Annotated in this window: 19 protein-coding genes and 2 tRNA genes; 14 read left to right on the plus strand and 7 right to left on the minus strand. The window is 67.0% G+C overall.

All coding sequences use genetic code 11. The annotated features are described in order from the left end of the window. Positions 1–100: 100 nt before the first annotated feature. From dnaA to ACZ5IQ_RS00055, 11 genes are all read left to right on the plus strand, one after another. A complete protein-coding gene (gene dnaA, locus ACZ5IQ_RS00005; protein ID WP_212807810.1) occupies positions 101–1,576 on the plus strand; it encodes a chromosomal replication initiator protein DnaA in 1,476 nt (491 codons plus the stop codon). Between the two features lie 629 nt (positions 1,577–2,205). Further along, the gene (gene dnaN, locus ACZ5IQ_RS00010) at positions 2,206–3,396 is read left to right on the plus strand and encodes a DNA polymerase III subunit beta (protein ID WP_061006386.1); all 1,191 of its coding nucleotides are present in this window, start codon (positions 2,206–2,208) and stop codon (positions 3,394–3,396) included. Between the two features lie 28 nt (positions 3,397–3,424). Then, a complete protein-coding gene (gene gnd / locus ACZ5IQ_RS00015; protein WP_212807811.1) occupies positions 3,425–4,318 on the plus strand; it encodes a phosphogluconate dehydrogenase (NAD(+)-dependent, decarboxylating) in 894 nt (297 codons plus the stop codon). After that, positions 4,319–5,482 (plus strand): DNA replication/repair protein RecF, encoded by a 1,164-nt coding sequence (gene recF, locus ACZ5IQ_RS00020; RefSeq protein ID WP_212807812.1) that lies wholly within the window; start codon positions 4,319–4,321, stop codon positions 5,480–5,482. Between the two features lie 23 nt (positions 5,483–5,505). Further along, positions 5,506–6,054 (plus strand): DUF721 family protein, encoded by a 549-nt coding sequence (locus ACZ5IQ_RS00025; RefSeq protein WP_212813567.1) that lies wholly within the window; start codon positions 5,506–5,508, stop codon positions 6,052–6,054. Positions 6,055–6,273: 219 nt separating this feature from the next. Continuing rightward, positions 6,274–8,301 (plus strand): DNA topoisomerase (ATP-hydrolyzing) subunit B, encoded by a 2,028-nt coding sequence (gene gyrB, locus ACZ5IQ_RS00030; RefSeq protein WP_020099899.1) that lies wholly within the window; start codon positions 6,274–6,276, stop codon positions 8,299–8,301. A gap of 90 nt (positions 8,302–8,391) precedes the next feature. Further along, entirely contained in the window at positions 8,392–10,917 is a 2,526-nt protein-coding gene (gene gyrA, locus ACZ5IQ_RS00035) for a DNA gyrase subunit A (RefSeq protein ID WP_212807813.1), read from the plus strand. Between the two features lie 43 nt (positions 10,918–10,960). Beyond that, a complete protein-coding gene (locus tag ACZ5IQ_RS00040) occupies positions 10,961–11,884 on the plus strand; it encodes a DUF3566 domain-containing protein (RefSeq protein ID WP_212807814.1) in 924 nt (307 codons plus the stop codon). Between the two features lie 65 nt (positions 11,885–11,949). Beyond that, a tRNA-Ile gene (locus tag ACZ5IQ_RS00045) sits at positions 11,950–12,023 on the plus strand. Positions 12,024–12,178: 155 nt separating this feature from the next. Beyond that, positions 12,179–12,251: transfer RNA gene (locus ACZ5IQ_RS00050), tRNA-Ala, on the plus strand. Between the two features lie 95 nt (positions 12,252–12,346). After that, positions 12,347–12,712, plus strand: coding sequence for a hypothetical protein (locus tag ACZ5IQ_RS00055; RefSeq protein WP_212807816.1), 366 nt, complete (start codon positions 12,347–12,349; stop codon positions 12,710–12,712). A gap of 72 nt (positions 12,713–12,784) precedes the next feature. Here the strand turns inward: ACZ5IQ_RS00055 and cwsA are convergent, their stop codons facing one another. Then, complete coding sequence (cwsA, locus tag ACZ5IQ_RS00060; protein ID WP_212807817.1) at positions 12,785–13,156, minus strand: cell wall synthesis protein CwsA; 372 nt, start codon at positions 13,154–13,156, stop codon at positions 12,785–12,787. A 131-nt stretch (positions 13,157–13,287) separates the two neighbouring features. Here cwsA and ACZ5IQ_RS00065 point away from each other — a divergent pair, with 131 nt between their 5' ends. Beyond that, the gene (locus ACZ5IQ_RS00065) at positions 13,288–13,815 is read left to right on the plus strand and encodes a peptidylprolyl isomerase (protein ID WP_166555253.1); all 528 of its coding nucleotides are present in this window, start codon (positions 13,288–13,290) and stop codon (positions 13,813–13,815) included. A gap of 66 nt (positions 13,816–13,881) precedes the next feature. On the opposite strand, the gene ACZ5IQ_RS00070 is transcribed toward ACZ5IQ_RS00065, so the two are convergent. Together ACZ5IQ_RS00070 and crgA are read right to left on the minus strand one after the other, a co-directional pair. Then, a complete protein-coding gene (locus tag ACZ5IQ_RS00070) occupies positions 13,882–14,295 on the minus strand; it encodes a PH domain-containing protein (RefSeq protein ID WP_212807818.1) in 414 nt (137 codons plus the stop codon). Positions 14,296–14,443: 148 nt separating this feature from the next. After that, positions 14,444–14,728, minus strand: a complete 285-nt coding sequence (gene crgA, locus ACZ5IQ_RS00075; RefSeq protein WP_020099906.1) for a cell division protein CrgA — start codon at positions 14,726–14,728, stop codon at positions 14,444–14,446. Positions 14,729–14,835: 107 nt separating this feature from the next. Between crgA and ACZ5IQ_RS00080 the strand changes: the two genes are divergently transcribed. Together ACZ5IQ_RS00080 and ACZ5IQ_RS00085 are read left to right on the plus strand one after the other, a co-directional pair. Further along, a complete protein-coding gene (locus ACZ5IQ_RS00080) occupies positions 14,836–15,630 on the plus strand; it encodes a DUF881 domain-containing protein (RefSeq protein ID WP_082761963.1) in 795 nt (264 codons plus the stop codon). Positions 15,631–15,667: 37 nt separating this feature from the next. Further along, positions 15,668–16,336 carry an aminodeoxychorismate/anthranilate synthase component II gene (locus ACZ5IQ_RS00085; RefSeq protein ID WP_061005907.1) on the plus strand — a complete coding sequence of 223 codons (669 nt, stop codon included), beginning with the start codon at positions 15,668–15,670 and terminating at the stop codon, positions 16,334–16,336. Positions 16,337–16,357: 21 nt separating this feature from the next. Here ACZ5IQ_RS00085 and pknB read toward each other — a convergent pair whose 3' ends face one another. Genes pknB through ACZ5IQ_RS00105 form a run of 4 tightly spaced genes read right to left on the minus strand, consistent with a single transcriptional unit; the run spans position 16,358 to position 22,414 of the window. Then, complete coding sequence (gene pknB / locus ACZ5IQ_RS00090) at positions 16,358–18,241, minus strand: Stk1 family PASTA domain-containing Ser/Thr kinase (RefSeq protein WP_464480623.1); 1,884 nt, start codon at positions 18,239–18,241, stop codon at positions 16,358–16,360. Next, positions 18,238–19,467, minus strand: coding sequence for a protein kinase domain-containing protein (locus ACZ5IQ_RS00095; RefSeq protein ID WP_061005914.1), 1,230 nt, complete (start codon positions 19,465–19,467; stop codon positions 18,238–18,240). The genes pknB and ACZ5IQ_RS00095 overlap by 4 nt, the downstream gene beginning before the upstream one ends. Continuing rightward, a complete protein-coding gene (gene pbpA, locus ACZ5IQ_RS00100) occupies positions 19,464–20,942 on the minus strand; it encodes a D,D-transpeptidase PbpA (protein ID WP_464480624.1) in 1,479 nt (492 codons plus the stop codon). Before pbpA ends, ACZ5IQ_RS00095 begins: the two co-directional genes overlap by 4 nt. Further along, positions 20,939–22,414, minus strand: a complete 1,476-nt coding sequence (locus ACZ5IQ_RS00105; protein ID WP_464480625.1) for an FtsW/RodA/SpoVE family cell cycle protein — start codon at positions 22,412–22,414, stop codon at positions 20,939–20,941. Before ACZ5IQ_RS00105 ends, pbpA begins: the two co-directional genes overlap by 4 nt. Positions 22,415–22,433: the final 19 nt, after the last annotated feature.

Genomic DNA, 22,433 nt, shown 5'->3' on the forward strand with positions numbered 1-22,433 from the left:
CACTCTCCTACTTTGTCCACAGTCTGTGGATAACTATGTGGACAGATTGTCGTCGTTTTATTGAGCCGCCGGTCAGGCGGTTGCGAGGGGGTAGTAGTCGTTGACCGCTAACCCCAGTGCATCGTTCACCGACATCTGGAAAAGCGTGGTCGCCGAACTCAACGGTGACCTCGGCGGCACCACGACGCTGACCGCCCAACAACGGGCCTGGTTGCGCATGGTTCAGCCGCTGGTGCTGACCGAGGGTTTCGCGTTGCTGTCGGTGCCCACGCAGTTCGTGCAGAACGAGATCGAACGGCACCTGCGCGAACCGATCATCGCCGCGCTGAGCCGGCACCTCGGACAACGCGTCGATCTCGGCGTCCGCATCGCGGTCCCGGAGACCGACGACCGGCCGGTGGCCACGGAAGCCCCCGAAGCCGACACGCCCGAACCCGAACCAGCCGCCGTCGCCGACGACTTGGACGACGACGCCGACGAGCTGTCCGGCGCCGAGGAGACCTGGCCCCGGTACTTCAACCGGCCGCCCGCGGACGAATCGGCCGATCTGAGCCTCAACCGGCGCTACACCTTCGACACCTTTGTCATCGGCGCCTCCAACCGGTTCGCGCACGCCGCGACACTGGCGATCGCCGAGGCGCCGGCCCGCGCCTACAACCCGCTGTTCATCTGGGGTGAATCAGGTCTGGGCAAGACGCACCTGCTGCACGCGGCGGGCAATTACGCGCAGAAGCTGTTCCCCGGCATGCGGGTCAAGTACGTCTCGACCGAGCAGTTCACGAACGACTTCATCAACTCGCTGCGGGACGACCGGACCGCGTCGTTCAAACGCAGCTTCCGCGACATCGACGTCCTGCTGGTCGACGACATCCAGTTCATCGAAGGCAAGGAAAGCACTCAGGAAGAGTTCTTCCACACCTTCAACACGCTGCACAACGCGAACAAGCAGATCGTCATCTCGTCGGACCGGCCGCCGAAACAGCTTGCGACGCTGGAAGACCGGCTGCGGACCCGGTTCGAATGGGGTCTGATCACCGACGTTCAGCCGCCCGAGCTGGAGACCCGCATCGCGATCCTGCGCAAGAAGGCGCAGATGGATCGCCTGGATGTGCCGGACGACGTGCTCGAGCTCATCGCCAGCCGCATCGATCGCAACATCCGCGAGCTCGAGGGTGCGTTGATCCGCGTGACGGCGTTCGCGTCGCTGAACAAGACGATGATCGACAAGTCGCTCGCCGAGATCGTGCTGCGAGATCTCATCGCTGACGCCGGCACCACTCAGATCAGCATCGCCACGATCATGGCGGCCACGGCCGAGTACTTCGAGACCACCGTGGAGGAGCTCCGCGGCCCCGGTAAGACCCGCGCCGTCGCCCTGTCGCGGCAGATCGCCATGTATCTGTGTCGGGAGCTCACGGACCTGTCGTTGCCGCGGATCGGGCAGGCCTTCGGCCGCGACCACACCACGGTGATGTACGCCGAACGCAAGATCAAGAAGGAAATGGCCTCGCGGCGTGAGGTTTTCGATCACGTCAAGGAACTCACCACCCGGATCCGGCAGCGGTCCAAGCACTGAATCTGTCTTCTTCGGCACCGGCCCCGCAGGCGTGATCGCCTGGGGGCCGGTGTTGTTTTAGCGGGCCGTGAGTGGGGTACCCGAGCCCCAGATCCCCGGATCCAGCGTGATTGGTGCCCCTACGACCCGAATCTCAAAAGGATTTTTTTGGCATCACGAGCACCTCCAGCCACACGACGGGTGTGTGCACAGCGCTGTGTACTACATGGGATAAACCCTGGGATTCTGCTCAGAACAATCCACATGGCCGGATTGCTCCACAAATACAAGGATTGGATTAACGACGCGTGCACAGTCTGCGCACAGGGCGGGATCCCGCCGCTGAGGCCCGGACCAGCAACTCCGTGGATCCATCCACAGCGTGCACAACCCCTATTACTAATACCTTTAGATCCCTATGGATCTTCTTCTAAAAGCAGTCCGTTGGGGAAACTCCCCGTGGACAACCGGATCCCGACGGGATTCCGGGGGTCGTCACAGGCTGCGCGCCCTGATCGTTTAGCTTTCAACTTCACGCGGAACGCTCTACGGTGTTCTTCGATAGCCGGAACCAACGCCGATGCGTGTTGTTCACGCCTCACGGCGGGATCCGGCAGGTAAGCGTGGTGGGGTAACAGCGAAGGGACGCTATGGACGTGGCGACGACAGCCGGTCTGACCGATTTGAAGTTCCGTCTCGTTCGGGAAGACTTCGCCGACGCCGTGGCCTGGGTGGCCCGGATCCTGCCGTCCAGGCCGTTGAACCCGGTCCTGGCCGGTGTGCTGCTGACTGGCTCCGACGACGGTCTGACCATCTCCGGATACGACTACGAGGTGTCGGCCGAGGTACGCGTGGCGGCTGAAATCGCGTCTCCTGGCAGTGTTTTGGTTTCGGGCAAGCTGCTCTCGGACATCACCCGCGCACTGCCGGCCAAGCCGGTGGAACTCAGCGTCGAAGGCACCCGCGTGGCGCTGAGCTGCGGTAGCGCCCGCTTCTCCCTGCCGACCATGGCGGTCGAGGACTACCCGGCGCTGCCGGCGCTGCCGGATGAGACCGGCATCGTGCCCGCCAACGTCTTCGCCGAGGCCATCGGTCAGGTGGCGGTCGCCGCCGGCCGCGACGACACCCTGCCGATGTTGACCGGTGTGCGCGTCGAGATCTCGGGCGAGAAGGTCGTGCTGGCTGCCACCGACCGGTTCCGGCTCGCGGTGCGCGAACTGACCTGGAACTCGGCGGTGCCGGATCTCGAAGCGGCCGTGCTGGTTCCGGCGAAGACGCTGGCCGAGTCCGCCAAGTCGGGAGCCGACGGCACCGAGGTGCACCTGTCGCTCGGTGCCGGTCAGGCTGTCGGCAAGGACGGCATGCTGGGTATCCGCAGCAATGGCAAGCGCACCACCACGCGCCTGCTCGACGCCGAGTTCCCGAAATTCCGCCAGCTGCTGCCGGCGGAGCACACGGCGGTGGCCACCATCGGTGTCGCCGAGCTCGCCGAGGCCATCAAGCGTGTCGCGCTGGTCGCCGATCGTGGCGCCCAGGTCCGCATGGAGTTCGCCGACGACATCCTGCGCCTGTCGGCCGGTGCCGACGACGTCGGTCGCGCCGAGGAAGACCTGCCGGTCGAGTTCTACGGTGAGCCGTTGACCATCGCGTTCAACCCGACCTACCTCACCGACGGCCTGGGTTCTTTGCATGCCGATCGTGTGACGTTCGGGTTCACGACGCCCAGCAAGCCTGCAGTGTTGCGTCCCGCCGGGGAGAATCAGTACTCGGGATCCGGTCCGTTCCCCGCCGGGGACACCGACTATGTGTACCTGCTGATGCCGGTGCGCCTGCCGGGCTGACCGGAACACGACAGCGGAGGAAGCACTGATGCAACTGGGGTTGATCGGCCTCGGAAAAATGGGCTTCAACATGCGCGAGCGTCTGCGCGGTGGCGGCCACGAAGTCATCGGATACGACCCGCGGCCGGAAGTCAGCGACGTACCGTCGCTCGCTGCGCTCGCCGAGCAGCTCGAGGCCCCGCGCGTGGTGTGGGTCATGGTGCCCTCCGGTGAGATCACCCGGGAGACCATCGAGGATCTCGCGAACGTGCTCAACTCCGGCGACCTGGTGATCGACGGCGGCAACTCCCGCTACACCGAAGACGCCGTGCATGCAAAGCTATTGGCGGACAAGGGAATCGGATTCATCGACGCCGGGGTTTCCGGTGGCGTCTGGGGCCTGACCGAAGGTTATGGCCTGATGGTCGGCGGCAGTGACGAGGACGTCGCTCGCGTCATGCCGATCTTCGAGACGCTGCGGCCCGAGGGAGATCTCGCCGACGGCTTCGTCCACGCCGGTCCGGTCGGTGCCGGCCACTTCGCCAAGATGGTGCACAACGGCGTGGAGTACGCGCTGATGACCGCCTACGGCGAGGGTTACGAGATGCTTGCCGCGTCGGACCTGATCAAGGACCCGCAGGCCGTCTACCAGGCCTGGACCAACGGCACCGTCGTGCGGTCGTGGCTGCAGCAGCTGCTGGCCAAGGCGCTGAAGGAAGATCCCCAGCTGGCCGACATCAGCGGCTACACCGAGGATTCCGGTGAAGGCCGGTGGACGGTCGAGGAGGCCATCCGGCTGCGGGTGCCGGTACCGAGCATCGCAGCCTCGCTGTTTGCCCGGTTCCTGTCCCGGCAGGACGACTCCCCGACCATGAAAGCCGTTGCGGCACTTCGTAACCAGTTCGGTGGCCACGCCGTCCAGAGGGTCAGTAAGTCCGGCTAGGTGTTTGTTCGACAGCTCAGTCTGACCGACTTCCGGTCGTGGCCGCGGCTCGACCTGGAATTGGCACCGGGTCGGACCGTGTTCGTCGGCCAGAACGGCTTCGGCAAGACCAATATCGTTGAGGCCCTGTGGTATACGGCCACGCTCGGGTCTCACCGCGTCGCCTCGGACGCCCCGCTCATCCGGTCCGGATGTGAGCGTGCCGTCGTCTCCACCATCGTCGTCAACGACGGCCGCGAGCTGGCGGTGGATCTCGACATCACGGCCGGCCGGGCCAACAAGGCCCGGCTGAACCGCTCCCCCGTCCGGTCCGCGCGCGAAATTCTCGGTGCCCTGCGGGCGGTATTGTTCGCGCCGGAGGACTTGTCGTTGGTCCGCGGCGATCCCGGGGAGCGCCGGCGTTACCTCGATGAACTCGCCAGCACCCGCCGTCCCCGGCTGGGTGGGGTGCGGGCGGATTACGAAAAAGTGGTGCGGCAGCGCACCGCGCTCCTGAAATCCGCGGGCGCCAGCCGTTTTCGGGGTGCGGATTCCGGCGCGCTCGAGACGCTCGACGTGTGGGACGGTCACCTGGCCAGCCACGGTGCCGAGCTGATCGCCGCGCGGGTGAACCTGATCAACGAATTGCACCCGGAGATCACCAAGGCCTATCACCTGCTGGCACCCGCGTCGCGGCCCGCATCGGTCCGCTACCGCAGTTCGGTCGAGGCCATCGAAGAACAGGCCGGCACCGGATCGGTCGATGTCGCGGCCTACCAGAGCGCCCTGCTCGACGAACTCGCCCGCCGCCGGTCCGCCGAACTCGAGCGCGGGGTGTGCCTGGTGGGGCCGCACCGCGACGACCTCGAGCTGCGCCTCGGCGACCAGCTGGCGAAAGGTTTTGCCAGCCACGGCGAATCGTGGTCGATGGCGCTGGCGCTGCGCCTGGGCGCCTACGAACTACTGCGGACCGACGGCACCGACCCGGTGCTGCTCCTCGATGACGTGTTCGCCGAACTCGATTCGGCACGCCGGCGAGCGCTCGCCGACGTGGCACAATCGGCTGAGCAGGTTTTGGTCACCGCGGCGGTGCCCGACGACATTCCCCAGGACTGGGACGGCACCCGGGTCAATGTGGTGATGCGTGACGACGACGGCGGACGGATTTCGGTGGTGGACTCGTGAGTGAAGAGCCTCAGAAACCGGACATGCCCGAAGGTGCTTTCCCGCCACCGCATCTCGCCCATCTCAAGGGCATGGATCTGGTGCGCCGCACGCTGGAGGAAGCCCGGGGCGCGGCGCGCAGCCAAGGTAAAGATGTCGGTCGCGGCCGTAGTGCGCCGGTCTCGAAAACCCGCCGCGGCGGGGGTCGACGCACCTGGTCCGGACCCGGGCCCGATCGCCGGGATCCGCAGTTGCTGGGTTCGGCGACCATGGACCTGGCCCGCAGCCGCGGCTGGTCGGGCCGGATGGCCGAAGGGTCGGTGTTCGGCCAGTGGTCGACGGTCGTCGGTGACCAGATCGCCGAGCACGCCTCCCCCACGTCGCTGCGCGAGGGCGTTCTCACGGTGACGGCCGAATCCACGGCCTGGGCGACGCAGCTGCGGATGGTGCAGTCGCAGATTTTGGCGAAGATCGCCGCATCCGTCGGCGACGGCGTCGTCACGTCGCTGAAGATCCTGGGTCCGTCGGGTCCGACGTGGCAGAAGGGCCCGCGGAATTTCGGTGCCCGCGGACCGCGCGACACCTTCGGCTGACGCCAAATTTGGGCGTCGCTCAGCGCGCCGATGAGTCTCAGATGACGCCCCTGGAGCGTCCGGACGCGACATCACCCGAGAAATTCCCCGCACGGCGCGAACAGACGTGTCAAAACGCTGTCAGAAAGTCAGTGCCGTCCGTACCTACCGGTAGACTGTCGACAGATCTGAGAGCGGTGTCCTCACCGCCCCCTCGAACCCCAAGGAGACGCGTTCGACGTGGCTGCCCAAAAGAAGGATGCGCCGGCTGAGTACGGTGCCGATTCGATCAAGGTCCTCGAAGGTCTGGAAGCGGTCCGCAAGCGTCCCGGTATGTACATCGGCTCCACCGGGGAGCGCGGTCTGCACCACCTGATCTGGGAAGTTGTGGACAACGCGGTCGACGAGGCGATGGCCGGTTTCGCGACCAAGGTCGACGTTCGCATCCTCGAGGACGGTGGCGTCCAGGTCACCGACGACGGCCGCGGTATCCCCGTCGCGATGCACGCCACCGGTATCCCGACCGTCGACGTCGTCATGACGGTGCTGCACGCCGGCGGCAAGTTCGAGGAAGGCGCCTACCAGGTCTCCGGTGGTCTGCACGGCGTCGGTGTCTCCGTGGTCAACGCCCTGTCGACGCGGCTCGAGGCCGACATCCACAAGGACGGCTTCGAGTGGCACCAGACCTATGACAAGTCCGTCCCCGGCACGCTGCGCAAGGGCGAGCCGTCCAAGAAGACCGGTACCACCATCCGCTTCTGGGCCGACCCGGACATCTTCGAGACCACGGTCTACGACTTCGAGACCATCGCCCGCCGCCTGCAAGAGATGGCGTTCCTGAACAAGGGTCTCACCATCGAGCTGACCGACGAGCGCGTCGCCGCCGCTGCGGTCGTCGATGAGGTCGTCAGCGATCACGCCGAAGCGCCCAAGTCCGCCGAGGAGCAGGCCGCTGAAGCCGCCGCGCCGCAAAAGGTCAAGCACCGGACCTTCCACTACCCCGACGGTCTGGTCGACTTCGTCAAGCACATCAACCGCACCAAGAGCGCCATCCAGCAGAGCATCATCGACTTCGGTGGCAAGGGTGACGGCCACGAGGTCGAGATCGCGATGCAGTGGAACGCCGGCTACTCGGAGTCGGTACACACCTTCGCCAACACCATCAACACCCACGAGGGTGGTACGCACGAAGAAGGCTTCCGCGCCGCGCTGACCACGGTGGTCAACAAGTACGCGCGCGACAAGAAGCTGCTGAAGGAGAAGGAAGCCAACCTCACCGGTGACGACATCCGTGAAGGTCTGGCGGCCGTCGTCTCGGTGAAGGTCCGTCAGCCCCAGTTCGAGGGCCAGACCAAGACCAAGCTGGGCAACACCGAGGTCAAGTCGTTCGTGCAGAAGATCTGTAACGAGCAGCTGACCCACTGGTTCGAGGCCAACCCGGCCGAGGCCAAAACGGTTGTCAACAAAGCGGTTTCGTCGGCGCAGGCCCGCGTCGCCGCGCGGAAGGCGCGGGAGCTGGTGCGGCGCAAGAGCGCGACCGACATCGGGGGTCTGCCCGGCAAGCTGGCCGACTGCCGCTCCACCGACCCGACGAAGTCGGAACTGTATGTGGTGGAGGGCGATTCGGCCGGTGGCTCGGCCAAGAGTGGCCGGGACTCGATGTTCCAGGCGATTCTGCCGCTGCGCGGCAAGATCATCAACGTCGAGAAGGCGCGTATCGATCGCGTGCTGAAGAACAACGAGGTCCAGGCCATCATCACGGCCCTGGGCACCGGTATCCACGACGAGTTCGACATCTCCAAGCTGCGGTATCACAAGATCGTGCTGATGGCCGACGCCGACGTCGACGGCCAGCACATCTCGACGCTGCTGCTGACGCTGCTGTTCCGGTTCATGAAGCCGCTGGTGGAGAACGGTCACATCTTCCTGGCCCAGCCGCCGCTGTACAAGCTGAAATGGCAACGCAGCGAACCGGAATTCGCCTACTCGGACCGCGAGCGCGACGGCCTGCTCGAGGCCGGCAAGAAGGCCGGCAAGCGCATCAACACAGACGACGGCATCCAGCGCTACAAGGGTCTGGGTGAGATGGACGCCAAGGAGCTGTGGGAGACCACGATGGATCCGTCCATCCGGGTGCTGCGTCAGGTCACCCTCGACGACGCCGCGGCCGCCGACGAACTGTTCTCGATCCTCATGGGCGAGGACGTCGAGGCGCGCCGCAGCTTCATCACCCGGAACGCGAAAGACGTTCGTTTCCTTGATGTTTAGCAATCCGCCCACGCGAAACGCGGCGAATCCGGCCCAGCTCGGCCGTCAAAAATCGATGTTTAACGTGAAACAATCCGCAGAAGGAATTCGATGACCGACACCCTGCCTCCCGAAGGCGATCGGATCGAACCGGTCGACATCCAGCAGGAGATGCAGCGCAGCTACATCGATTACGCCATGAGCGTCATCGTGGGCCGCGCCCTCCCCGAGGTCCGCGACGGCCTCAAGCCGGTACACCGCCGCGTGCTCTACGCCATGTACGACTCCGGGTTCCGGCCGGACCGCTCGCACGCCAAGTCGGCGCGTTCGGTCGCCGAGACCATGGGTAACTACCACCCGCACGGTGACGCCTCGATCTACGACACCCTGGTCCGCATGGCCCAGCCGTGGTCGCTGCGCTATCCGCTGGTCGACGGTCAGGGCAACTTCGGCTCGCCGGGTAACGACCCCGCGGCCGCCATGCGTTACACCGAGGCCCGGCTCACCCCGCTGGCCATGGAGATGCTGCGTGAAATCGACGAGGAGACAGTCGATTTCATCCCCAACTACGACGGCCGCGTGCAAGAGCCGACCGTCCTGCCCAGCCGGTTCCCCAACCTGCTGGCCAACGGCTCCGGCGGCATCGCCGTCGGTATGGCCACCAACATCCCGCCGCACAACCTCCGCGAACTCGCCGAGGCCGTGTACTGGTGCCTGGAGAACCACGAGGCCGACGAGGAGACCACCCTCGAAGCGGTGATGGAGCGGGTCAAGGGCCCGGACTTCCCCACCCACGGCCTGATCGTCGGATCCCAGGGCATCTCCGACACCTACAAGACCGGTCGCGGCTCCATCCGGATGCGCGGCGTCGTCGAGATCGAGGAAGACGCCAAGGGCCGCACCTCACTCGTCATCACCGAGCTGCCGTACCAGGTCAACCACGACAACTTCATCACCTCGATCGCCGAGCAGGTGCGCGACGGCAAGATCGGCGGCATCTCGAACATCGAGGACCAGTCCAGTGACCGCGTGGGTCTGCGGATCGTCGTCGACCTCAAGCGCGACGCCGTCGCCAAGGTGGTGCTGAACAACCTCTACAAGCACACCCAGCTGCAGACCAGCTTCGGTGCCAACATGCTGTCGATCGTCGACGGTGTGCCGCGCACCCTGCGGCTGGACCAGATGATCCGGTACTACGTCGCGCACCAGCTCGACGTCATCATCCGGCGCACGCGGTACCGGTTGCGCAAGGCCAACGAGCGCGCCCACATCTTGCGCGGCCTGGTGAAAGCCCTTGACGCCCTTGATGAAGTCATCGCGCTGATCCGCGCGTCGGCCAACGCCGATGCGGCCCGGACGGGCTTGATGGAGCTGCTCGAGGTCGACGAGGTCCAGGCGCAGGCCATCCTCGACATGCAGCTGCGTCGCCTGGCCGCCCTGGAACGGCAGCGCATCGTCGACGATCTGGCCAAGATCGAAGCCGAGATCGCCGACCTCGAGGACATCCTCGCCAAGCCCGAGCGGCAGCGCGCCATCGTCCACGACGAGCTCAAGGAGCTCGCCGACAAGTACGGCGACGACCGTCGTACCCGCATCATCGCGGCCGACGGTGACGTCACCGACGAGGACCTCATCCAGCGCGAGGACGTCGTCGTCACCATCACCGAGACCGGCTACGCCAAGCGCACCAAGACCGACCTCTACCGCAGCCAGAAGCGCGGCGGTAAGGGTGTGCAGGGCGCCGGGCTCAAGCAGGACGACATCGTCAACCACTTCTTCGTGTGCTCGACGCACGACTGGATCCTGTTCTTCACCACGCAGGGCCGGGTGTACCGGGCCAAGGCGTACGACCTGCCCGAGGCCTCGCGGACCGCGCGCGGCCAGCACGTGGCGAACCTGCTGGCCTTCCAGCCGGAAGAGCGCATCGCTCAGGTCATCCAGATCAAGAGCTACGAGGACGCGCCCTACCTGGTCCTCGCCACCCGCAACGGTCTGGTGAAGAAGTCCAAGCTGGCCGACTTCGACTCGAACCGCTCGGGCGGCATCGTCGCGATCAACCTGCGCGACGGCGACGAACTGGTCGGCGCCGTGCTGTGCTCCGCCGAAGAGGACCTGCTGCTGGTGTCCGCCAACGGCCAGTCCATCCGGTTCTCCGCGACCAACGAGGCGCTGCGGCCGATGGGTCGCGCCACCTCCGGTGTGCAAGGTATGCGGTTCAACGAAGACGACCGATTGCTGTCGCTCAACGTCGTGGTGCCGGACACCTACCTGTTGGTCGCGACCGCGGGCGGTTACGCCAAGCGGACGGCCATCGACGAGTACACGGCACAGGGCCGCGGCGGCAAGGGCATCCTCACGATTCAGTACGACCCCAAGCGTGGCAGTCTGGTCGGTGCGTTGATCGTCGATGACGACACCGAGCTGTACGCCATCACTTCCGGCGGTGGTGTCATCCGGACCGCGGCACGTCAGGTGCGCAAGGCCGGACGGCAGACCAAGGGTGTGCGGTTGATGAACCTCGGTGAGGGCGACACACTGATTGCCGTCGCGCGCAACGCCGAAGAGGCCGAAGGTCGCGACGAAACCGACACCGAGGTCGTCGACACCGCGACCGAGACCGAGACCGACGAAACGTAGTGCTGCGACTGTCCCCAGCCGCCCTGATTGAAGGAGCCGCCAGGTGAGTTCCCCGAACGAGCCGGGATACACCCGTACCGGTGACGGACCCGCGAGCAACAACGGGCCCGCCACCGGATCGGGTGGCGGCGCCCACGCGGCCGACCAGAGCGGGGACACCCCGCCCTGGCAGCGGACCCGCGGTGGGGCCCAGGCGGACGCTCCCGCGGCCGGTGGACAGAGCCTCGACGAGCGGCTGAACCGCTTCGTCAGCGGCAGTGGATCGGGATCGGGGTTGTCCAACAGTTCGCCGTCCGAGGCGGAGACGACCATCACGCCGGCCATCACTCCTGACACGCCGCCGGTCCCCCCGGTGCCGGCTGCCCCGTCGTCCCCGGCGGTCACTCCGCAGGGCAATGTGCCGCCGAAGCCGGTCCGGACGGCTGAGACCGTCCGGACGGAAACCCGGCCCGAGGCCGCCTACGCCAGCGAGATCCCGGACCTGTCCCGCCAGCCGCAGCGCCGCGCGGGCGAGCCGCGGGAGCCCCGGAGCACCGTCGCCACGGTGTCGCCGGCCCCCGCACGTTCGGCGGCGCCGCGCAGCCGTGCGGGTGCCCGGCAGGACGGACCGGTGCGGGCCAGCATGCAGGTGCGCCGCGTCGACCCGTGGAGTGTGCTGAAGGTCTCGCTGGTGCTGTCGGTGGCGTTGTTCTTCGTCTGGATGATCGCCGTCGCGTTCCTGTACCTCGTCCTGGGCGGCATGGGGGTGTGGAGCAAGCTCAACAGCAACGTTGGTGATCTGCTCACCAGCGGTGGCGGCAGCGGCGGCGAATTGGTTTCTGCCAGTACGATTTTCGGCGGCGCGACCCTCATCGGGTTGGTCAACATCGTGCTGCTGACGGCCATGGCCACGGCGGCGGCGTTCGTCTACAACCTCACCACCGATCTGGTCGGCGGCGTCGAGGTGACGCTCGCGGACCGCGACTGACGTCGCGTTTTGGGCGCAGAGGTACCCATACGGTAATCTCATCGCTCGGCCGCAAGGCCACTTTCGGGCCTATAGCTCAGGCGGTTAGAGCGCTTCGCTGATAACGAAGAGGTCGGAGGTTCGAGTCCTCCTAGGCCCACGGAAGTCGGTATCACCGACTCCCCCACCGGAAGGGTGCACCGTGAGATTGGTTCTGCTGGTGCTGGGTGCCTTGTTTGGAGTGGCCGCGGTAACCGTATGGCGGACCCAGCATGGCGCAGAGGTCTGGCATTCACTTCAATCGGACACCATCGAGGGGCCTTAGCTCAGTTGGTAGAGCGCTGCCTTTGCAAGGCAGATGTCAGGAGTTCGAATCTCCTAGGCTCCACAAAAATCCAGAGCAGTACGCAAAGCGGTTCCGACAGTCATCGGGGCCGCTTTTTTCGTGCCGGCGTTCAGCAGCGCCGTCCTACGCTGGGGCTCATGACGACAGAGATCAGCTACGCGAAGTGGATGTTGCCGCTGTCGGTGCCGTTCCGGGTCGGGCCCAAGCACAGCAAGGTGGAGGTGCGTGACGGCGCGCTGCATGTGGCCATGGGTTGGGGCTTCTCCGCCGAGATCCCGCTGGCATCGATGAAGGAGGTCCGCCGCTGGGAGGGTCGCGTCACCTCGTGGGGCGTGCACGGTTTCCGCGGCCGCTGGCTCGTCAACGGTTCGTCGGACGGCGTCGTGGCCATCACGATCGACCCGCCGGTCAAGGCGAAAGTCGTCGGGTTCCCGGTGACACTGCGTGAGCTGCGCGTCAGCGTGACGGATCCCGATGCGCTGATCGCGGCGGTGAATCACTGAGCCGACGAACATGAGCTTGTGTGCCAAATCCAGCCCGGATCTGACACACAAGCTCAGTGTCGGCGCAGAAGACTACGGCTGCGGCGTCACATCCACGCTCGGGGGCAGCGGGGAGGGCTCCGGCTGCATCGAGCGCCGCACGATCGAGAACGTGATGCCGCCGAGGGCCAGGACCGCGACGGTCGCCCCGGCGATCAGCAGGGGCCGGCGCCGCTTGGATCCGGACGACTCCACCACAAGCGCGAGATCGCCCGCGGTGTCCTCGCTGCGGTGGCACCGACGCCCCACCCAACGGGCAGTCCCCAGGGTCGAACCGACGCCCAGGCCGAGGACCCCGCGCAGGATCAGCAGCGGCCCGACGATGGTGTACTTCAGCCCGCGACCCAGGCGGGCACCGGAGCTGGGGCGGCTGACCTCGGGGACGTTCTCGGTGACAGTGCTCATCAACCAACCTCTCTACCGGACACGATTTCTGCAGACCTCCCGAGCGGAGGCCGGGCTCTACGCCAGGGCTTCCACGTTATTCGGTGGGGGCGACTTCGGGGTCTTAAATGTGAGTGGCAGACTGACTTTCCGTGACGAGCCCCATTCAGACTGCGACCGCGACGCTGCACACCAACCGCGGCGACATCAAGATTGCTTTGTTCGGTAACCACGCGCCCAAGACCGTCGCCAACTTCGTTGGTCTGGCCCAGGGCACCAAGGATTACTCCACCGAGAACGCCTCGGGCGGCACCTCCGGCCCGTTCTACGACGGCGCCATCTTCCACCGCGTCATCGACGGCTTCATGATCCAGGGCGGTGACCCGACCGGCACGGGCCGCGGCGGCCCGGGCTACCAGTTCGCCGACGAGTTCCACCCGGAGCTGCAGTTCGACAAGCCCTACCTGCTGGCCATGGCCAACGCCGGCCCGGGCACCAACGGCTCGCAGTTCTTCATCACCGTCGGCCCGACGCCGCACCTGAACCGTCGCCACACCATCTTCGGTGAGGTCGTCGACGAGGCGTCGCAGAAGGTTGTCGACGCCATCGCGACCACCGCCACTGACCGCGGCGACCGCCCGACCGAGCCGGTCGTCATCGACTCGATCACCGTTTCCTGAATTCCAGCCTGACGCGCGGCGCGGCAGTTCCCTACCGGGGGCTGTCGCGCCGTTTGCGTTCGGGAGCTAAGGAATCAGCCCGGCGTCGGTGAGGGCGTCGAGGACGTTGATGGGATCGGTGCCGACGTCCCACCGGGTGAAGACCAGGAGCCGGTCGTCGGCGGTGTCGAGCTCCAGCAGCCGCACCTTGCGGGTCAGCCGGCGGAACTCGGTGATACGCACACTCTTGAGGTCGGCCTGTGTATAAGTCTGGGTGCTGAACCATCCGCGCGCCACGAGCCCGGCCGGCGTGATCGCGAGCTTCGGCCGCGCGCGCCAGGACATCACGGCGAATACCAGCAGACCGACGGCAGCGATGCCGCCGAGAACGCGTCCGGGCAGGTCAGTGACCGAAGTCAGGGCCACCGCGGCGAGTACGACGCCGAATGCTCCACAGGCCGCGATGCCGGCGGTCGGCGGGCTCCATTGAGTTTGTTCCACGAGATGTCCACACCCTTGGGGGCAAGTTATCCACAGGCACTATCCCCAATGGGGATGAATCACATCGATGTGATTGGGTGTCCGTCAGGGTGCCAGTTGGGTTACGTCACGAGACCTGGATGTAACGAACCGGGTCGGTTGACGCAGCTCAGCGCCACCGCATGGTCAGCAGCAGACCGGTGATCATGAACGCGAAGGCGATTGCGTAGTTCCACTGGGCGAGATCGGCCATCCACTGCAGCAGGTGCGGAGTACCGGCCGGGTTCAGCGCGGCGAGCTGGAACACCGCCAGCCAGATCAGACCGATCAGCATGAGCGAGCAGAAGAACACCACGAACCACACGCTCGACGGCCCGGCCTTGACCTTCACCGGCGTCCGACTCACCGGGTTGATGGTGAAGTCGTTCTTCTTGCGAACCTTGGACTTGGGCATTGGTACCTTCGCGGACAGTCGGTGCCGCACTCCCGCGCCGGTGGAGAAAAACCGGCAATTCGGTGCGACGATGGAGCGGTATGCACTCAGAGCCTAACGCAGAAGACGTGTCGCCTCGCAGGCCCTGGTGGACGGCCGGGACCTCGGAACCTGACCAACCGGCCCGCCACTCGGCCTGGCGATTCGGCGTGCCGGTGGTCTGTGTGCTCGCCGGCCTCCTGCTCGCCACCACCCACAGTGTCTCCGGGGGCAGCGAGATCCGGCGCAGCGACGCGCCCCGCCTCGTGGACATGGTCAAGGAGGCCCAGCGCACCGTCGCCACCCGGGCCGCCGAGCGCGACAACCTGCAGCATCAGCTCGAGAATCACCACGGCGGTACCCCCGGCGCCGATGCCGCGCTCGGCGCCATCACCAGCCGGGCGAACGAACTCGGCCTGGAACTGGGCCTCGACCCCATGCGGGGACCGGGCCTGGTGATCACCCTCAATGACGCACAACGCAACGCGCAGGGCCAGTACCCGCGCGACGCCACCCCTGACGACCTCGTCGTGCATCAGCAGGACGTCCAGGCGGTGCTCAACGCGCTGTGGCTGGGCGGTGCCGAGGCCGTCCAGATGCAGGACCAGCGGATCCTGGCCACCTCGGCCCCGCGCTGCGTCGGGAACACCCTGTTGCTCAACGGCCGCACCTACAGTCCGCCGTACGTCATCACCGTGATCGGCAACGTCGAAGGTATGCGGGCCGCACTCGCCGCCGCGCCGCTGGTGACGCTCTACAAGCAGTACGTGGTGCGGTTCGGGCTCGGTTACACCGAGGAGCCGCGGGCATCGGTGGACGTCGTCGGCCACCGGATGCCGCTGAAGCTCCGGTACGCCAAACCGGCTGGACCGGTCACATATTGAGTGCTCGGCTCGGCGGGTGACCCAGTAGCCTGGCGGCATGCAGGTTCTCGTCCTCGACAACTACGACAGCTTCGTGTTCAACCTGGTCCAGTACCTGGGTCAGCTCGGGGTGCACGCGCAGGTCTGGCGTAGCGACGACGAGCGCGTCTCCACTCCCGACGGCGTCGCCGCCGTGGCCGAGGAGTTCGACGGCATCCTGGTGAGCCCCGGCCCGGGCACCCCGGAGCGGGCCGGTGCGTCCATTCCGTTGGTCCGCGCGTGCGCCGAGAACGGCACTCCCCTACTCGGGGTGTGCCTCGGACACCAGGCGATCGGCGTCGCTTTCGGTGGCACGGTCGACCGCGCGCCGGAGCTGCTGCACGGCAAGACCAGTCAGGTCCATCACGCGAACAGTGGTGTGCTGCAAGGACTTCCGGACCCGTTCACGGCGACCCGCTATCACTCGCTGACCATCCTGCCCGAGACGCTGCCGGCTGAGCTGGAGGCCATCGGGCAGACCGACAGCGGCGTCATCATGGCCGTTCGGCACCGCGAACTGCCGATCCACGGTGTGCAGTTCCACCCGGAGAGCATCCTGACCCAGGGCGGCCACCGGATGCTGGCCAACTGGCTCGCCTTCTGCGGCCAGGCTCCCGACGAGGGACTTGTCAGCCGGCTCGAGCAGGAAGTCGCCGACGCGGTTTCCGCTGCCACCCGCACCGCGTAGTTCGGCGCGGGTCGCGCGAATTTACGACGCGAAGCTCAGCGTGATCGACGCGTTGAAGTTGACCCCGCTGCCGGCCGCCGGCACCTGGCTCACGACCGCGTTGCTGCGCTGACCGCTGTTCTGCACGTCGGCGCCCTTGATCAGCACGCCGGTCCAGCCCAGCGCGCGCAGATTCGGTTCGGCGTCGGTCCAGAACTGGCCGCTCAGGTTCGGCATGACGAACTGGTTGCCCTGCGACACCTTGAGCGTGATCGGCGCGTCCTTGGCCGTCGGCGTGCCGGCCGGCGGGTCGGTGCCGATGATCTCGCCGGCCGGTTTCGGGCTGTCGACCGGGGCCGTCAGGATCGTCGTGAAGCCGACGGTGTTCAGATTCTTGGTCGCGATGTCGACGGTCTGCCCGTTGACATCGGGGATCGGGACCAGGCCCGGGCCGGAGCCGACGATGATCGTGATGACGTTGGTGATCGCGGAGGTCTGGTGCGCCGGCGGGTTGGTCGCGATGACCCGGTCCTTCTGCTCCGGCAGCGACTGCGACACCGTCTGCTGGATGTTCCGGAAGCCGGCGGACTGCAGCTTGGCCATCGCGTCGGCGGGTGACAGCTTCGACACGTCCGGGACCTCGCGCTGCTCCGGTCCGGTGGAGATGTTGATGGTGATCTCGTCACCGGCGGCGACGGAGGTGTTGGCCGCCGGCTCGGTGCCGATGACGTGGTCCGGCGCCACCGTCGAGTCGGGCCGCTGCTGCGTGCGGGTCTTGAAGCCGCGGTTCTGCAGGTTGGCGACGGCGTCGGCCTGAGCCAGCCCACGGACGTCCGGAATCTGCTGGTCGTGCGGCTTGCCACCGATCAGGTTGATGGCCACCGTGACGACGACGGTCAGCACCGCCAGGATGGCCGCGGCGATGAGCCAGCGACCGATGGGCGTCGAGGCGCGATCCGCCGACCGGTACGGCTGGGGGTTGACGCTGATCGGCTCCGGCATCATGCTGCGCGGCCCACCGAAGCCGCCGGTGCCCATCATCGCGGTGCGCTCGGCATCGGTGAGCACCTTGGGTGCATCCGGCGCCTCGCCGGCATGTACCCGGATCAGGTCGTTCCGCATGTCCGCGGCGCTCTGGTACCGGTTGTCCGGGTTCTTCGCCAGCGCCTTGAGCACGACGGCGTCCAGGCCGGGGCTGATGCCGGCGTGGCGCTGCGACGGCGGCACCGGGTCCTCGCGGACGTGCTGGTACGCCACGGCGACGGGCGAATCGCCGACGAAGGGCGGCTCACCGGTGATGAGTTCGTAGAGCACGCAGCCCAGCGAGTACACGTCCGAGCGGGCGTCGACGTTCTGCCCGCTGGCCTGCTCGGGCGACAGGTACTGCGCGGTGCCGATGACCGCGGCGGTCTGCGTCATCCGGTTGCTGCTGTCGGCGATGGCGCGGGCGATGCCGAAGTCCATGACCTTGACCGCGTTGGACTTGCTGATCATGATGTTCGCCGGCTTGATGTCCCGGTGCACGATGCCGTGCTGGTGACTGAAGTTCAGGGCCTGGCAGGCGTCGGCGATGATCTCGATGGCGCGCTGCTGCGGGAGCGGCCCCTCGGTGTGCACGATGTCGCGCAGCGTGACGCCGTCGACGTACTCCATGACGATGTACGGCAGCGGCCCGTTGGGCGTCTCGGCTTCGCCGGTGTCATAGACCGCGACGATCGCCGGGTGGTTCAGCGCGGCGGCGTTCTGCGCCTCGCGGCGGAAGCGCAGGTAGAAGCTGGGGTCCCGAGCGAGGTCGGCGCGCAGCACCTTGACCGCCACGTCGCGGTGCAGGCGCAGATCCCGTCCGAGGTGAACCTCGGACATGCCGCCGAAGCCGAGGATGTCCCCCAGCTCATAACGGTCGGAGAGGTGCTGGGGCGTGGTCATGAGATGGCCGGTCCTGACAGATCCGGGAGACGAATCGACTGGCCCGCCGGTGCGCCTGGAGTCTTGGTGGTCTCGGTGATGGTGTTGGTGACCGTCGACTGCTGCTGGTTCTTCTGGTCCTGGCGGTCCTGCGCGTTGAGCACGATCAGGATCGCGATGACGATCGCCAGCGCACCCAGGACACCCGCCGCCCACAGCAGCGCGCGCTGCCCGGGCGAGAACGTGCGCCGGGCCGGCGGGGCCGGCCGATGGCTGCCGGTGGCGGGCCGGGGCCGCGGTGTCGCGGGTGCCGGCCGGGCGGGCTCGATGGCAGCCCGCGCCTGTGTGCTCGACGGAATGGCCGCGGGAGCGGCCCGTCCGATGGTCGGGGCCTGGTTGGGCCGCGGGGGGCGGCGTCCGGCCCGGACCGCGGCGACGGCGTCGGCGAACGGGCCGCCGCTGCGGTAGCGGTGGATGGCGTCCTTGGCGAGGCTGATCTCGATCAGCTCGCGGACGTTCGGGGGCAGGTCGGCCGGCAGCGGTGGCGGCGCTTCCTTGATGTGTTTCATCGCGACGGTCAGCGCGCCGTCGCCGGTGAACGGCCGTCGCCCGGACACGGACTCGTAGCCGACGACACCGAGCGAGTAGACGTCGCTGGCGGCGGTGGCGTCGTGGCCCAGGGCCTGCTCGGGCGCGATGTACTGGGCGGTGCCCATGACCATGCCGGTCTGGGTGACAGGCGCCGCGTCGACGGCCTTGGCGATACCGAAGTCGGTGAGCTTCACCTGGCCGGTCGGGGTGATCATGATGTTGCCGGGCTTGACGTCACGGTGCACCAGGCCCGCGCTGTGCGCGACCTGCAGGGCCCGGCCCGTCTGCTCCAGCATGTCGAGCGAGTGCCGCAGGGACAGTCGGCCGGTGCGCTTGATCACCGAGTTCAGCGGCTCGCCGTTGACGAGTTCCATCACCAGGTAGGCGGTGCGGCCGGAATCGTCGAGTTCGGTCTCGCCGTAGTCGTAGACGCTGGCGATGCCGGGGTGGTTCAGCATCGCGACCGTGCGCGCCTCGGCGCGGAACCGCTCGACGAATTCGGGGTCGGTCGAATATTCGGCCTTGAGTACCTTGATGGCGACCTGTCGGCCGAGCCTGCTGTCGACGCCTTCCCAGACCTGACCCATGCCGCCAGTGGCGATGAGTCGCTGAAGTCGATAGCGGCCGGAAAGTGTGACTCCGACCCGCGCGCTCATGATCCCTCCCGTAGCGCCGCGGCGATGGTGGCCCGCCCGATGGGTGCGGCCAGCGCACCGCCGGTTGCGGACAAACGGTCTCCACCATTCTCCACTAGGACGGCGACGGCGACCTTCGGGGATTTCGCCGGGGCAAAAGCGATGTACCACGCATGTGGTGGGGTGTGACGTGGATCGGTGCCGTGTTCGGCGGTGCCCGTCTTGGATGCGATCTGCACGCCGGCTATGGCTCCCTTCTGCTGCGTCACCTGCTCGGCGCCGACCATCAGATCCGTAAGTGTAGCCGCGACCTGGGATGAGATGGCCCGCCGCTGTTGGTGCGGTGAGGTAGCCGCGATGTTGGAAAGGTCGGGTCCCTTGAGGTCGTCGACCAGGTACGGGGCCATGCTGACGCCGCCGTTGGCGATGGTCGCGGCAATCATCGCGTTCTGCAGCGGGGTCAGGGCGACGTCCTTCTGGCCGATGCTGGAGATACCCAGGGCCGGGGCGTCGGAGATCGGGCCGACGGTCGACTCCGCGACCTGCAGCGGGATCGACGGCGGCGGGGTGTCCAGGCCGAACTGCCGGGCCATGGTCCGCATCGCGTCGGCCCCGTTGTGCAGGCCGAGTTCGACGAAGGCGGTGTTGCAGGACTTGGCGAACGCCTCACGCAGGGACACCGTCGCGCCCCCGCCGCAGGCCGCGCCGCCGTAGTTCTCGAGGGTTGCGGTGCTGTCCGGCAACGTGATTCGCGCCGCCGACGTCAGCTGGGTGTCGGGGGTGGCACCGGCCTGCAGCGCGGCGGCCGTGGTCAGCACCTTGAAAGTCGACCCCGGCGGGTAGGTCTCGGAGATCGCCCGGTTCTGCAGCGGTGACTCGGGGTTGTCGCGCAACTCCTGCCAGGCGGCGGACTGTCGGTCGCCTTCATGCGAGGCGAGCAGGTTGGGGTCGTACGACGGGGACGACACCATGGCGAGAATCTTGCCGGTGGACGGATCGAGCGCCACCACCGAGCCCTTGCAGGGGTTGCCGCCGCAGCCCTGTTGCATCGCGTCCCACGCGGCTTGCTGCACGCGCGGCACGATCGTGGTGTCGACGTTGCCGCCACGCGGGTCGCGGCCGGTGAAGAAGTCGGCGATGCGGTTGCCGAACAGCCGCTCGTCGGAGCCGTTGAGGATGCTGTCCTCGGCGCGCTCGAGGCCGGCGCTGGAGTACTGCAGCGAGTAGAAGCCGGTGACCGGCGCGTAGACCAGCGGGTTCGGGTAGATGCGCAGGTAGCGGAACCGGCCGTTGGTCGGCATCGAGTAGGCCAGCAGCTGGCCGCCCGCGGTGATCTGGCCGCGCTGGCGTGAGTACTCGTCGAGCAGCACCCGCTGGTTCCGCGGGTCGGCGCGCAGGCCGTCGGCGGCGAATACCTGGGTGGTGGTGGCGTTGAGCAGCAACAGCACGATCAGTGCCATCACCAGTCCGGAGACGCGACGGAGCGAGGTGTTCATTGCTTCTCGATCACCTCGGTGTTGGCTGCCGCGATCGGCGCTTGGTTGGGGCCCCGGGTCGACAGTGGCCGCCGCGCGACGTGCGAGACCCGCAGCAGCAGGGCCAGCAGCACGTAATTGGACAGCAGCGACGAGCCGCCGTAGGACATCCACGGTGTCGTGAGGCCGGTCTGCGGGATGAGCTTGGTGACGCCGCCGACGACGATGAACAGCTGCAGCGCCAGCGCGGCGGACAGGCCCGCGGCGAGCAGCTTGCCGAAGCTGTCGCGCACGGCGATGGCGGTGCGTAGCCCCCGGATGATGACGATCGTGTAGAGCATCAGCACCGCGGCCAGGCCGACGAGCCCGAGCTCCTCGCCGACCGCGGCGATGATGAAGTCGGTGGACGCGTCGGGCACCGTGCCGGGCTGCCCGTTACCCAGGCCGGTGCCGAAGATGCCGCCGGTGGCGAAGCTGAACAGGGACTGCACCATCTGGTATCCGGCGCCGTCAGGGTCGGCGAACGGGTCCAGCCAGTTCTGCACGCGGACCCGCACGTGGTCGAAAAGTTGGTATGCGACAAGGCTTCCCACGCTGAACAGGCTCAGCCCGATGATCACCCAGCTGAACTTTTCGGTGGCCACGTACAGCAGCACCAGGAACGTCGCGTAGAGCAGCAACGAGGCGCCGAGGTCCTTCTCGAACACCATGACGCCGATCGAGCCGATCCAGGCCACGAGCAGCGGTGCCAGGTCGCGCGGCCGCGGCAGGTCCATCCCGAACACGTGCTTGCCGGCACTGGTGAACAGGCTGCGCTTGGTGACGAGCACGCTGGCGAAGAAGATCAGCAGCAGGATTTTCGAGAACTCGGCGGGCTGAATGGAGAAGCCCGGCAACCGGATCCAGATCTTGGCGCCGTACTGCTCGGCCACGGAATCCGGCAACACGGCGGGGATGGCCAGCAGCACCAGGCCGGCCAGGCCGCAGATGTAGCCGTAACGGGCGAGCATCCGGTGGTCGTGCACGAACATCAGCACCGCGGTGAACACCAGGATGCCCAGCAGCGTCCACAGCAACTGCTGGTTGGCGTTGCCGCCCGGCAGGATCCCGGCGGGCCGGGTGTGCGCCGAGAGATCCAGCCGGTAGATGAGCACCAGGCCAAGGCCGTTCAGCAGCGCAACCACGGGCAGCAGCAGCGGGTCGGCATACGGCGCGTACCGGCGCACCGCCAAGTGCGCGCCACCGAACAACACCACGAAGCCGACGGTGAACTGCACGAGGTCCATCTGCAGGCCGCGCTCCTGATTGGCCTCGACGATGAGCAGCGCCACCGTCGTGATCACGGCGGCGAAACCCAACAGCACCAACTCGGAATTACGCCGATTGGGCAGTGGAGGGGCGACCGCGACCGGAGACTGCGGCTGGGTGTCTTCCCGTCGCTGCGCCCGCCCCGGGGCGTCTTCCCGCCCCTTTTCTTGCCCCGGCGTCGTCATGCCGGTGCTCCCGCTCGCT

This window comes from Mycobacterium toneyamaense (assembly GCF_055384815.1).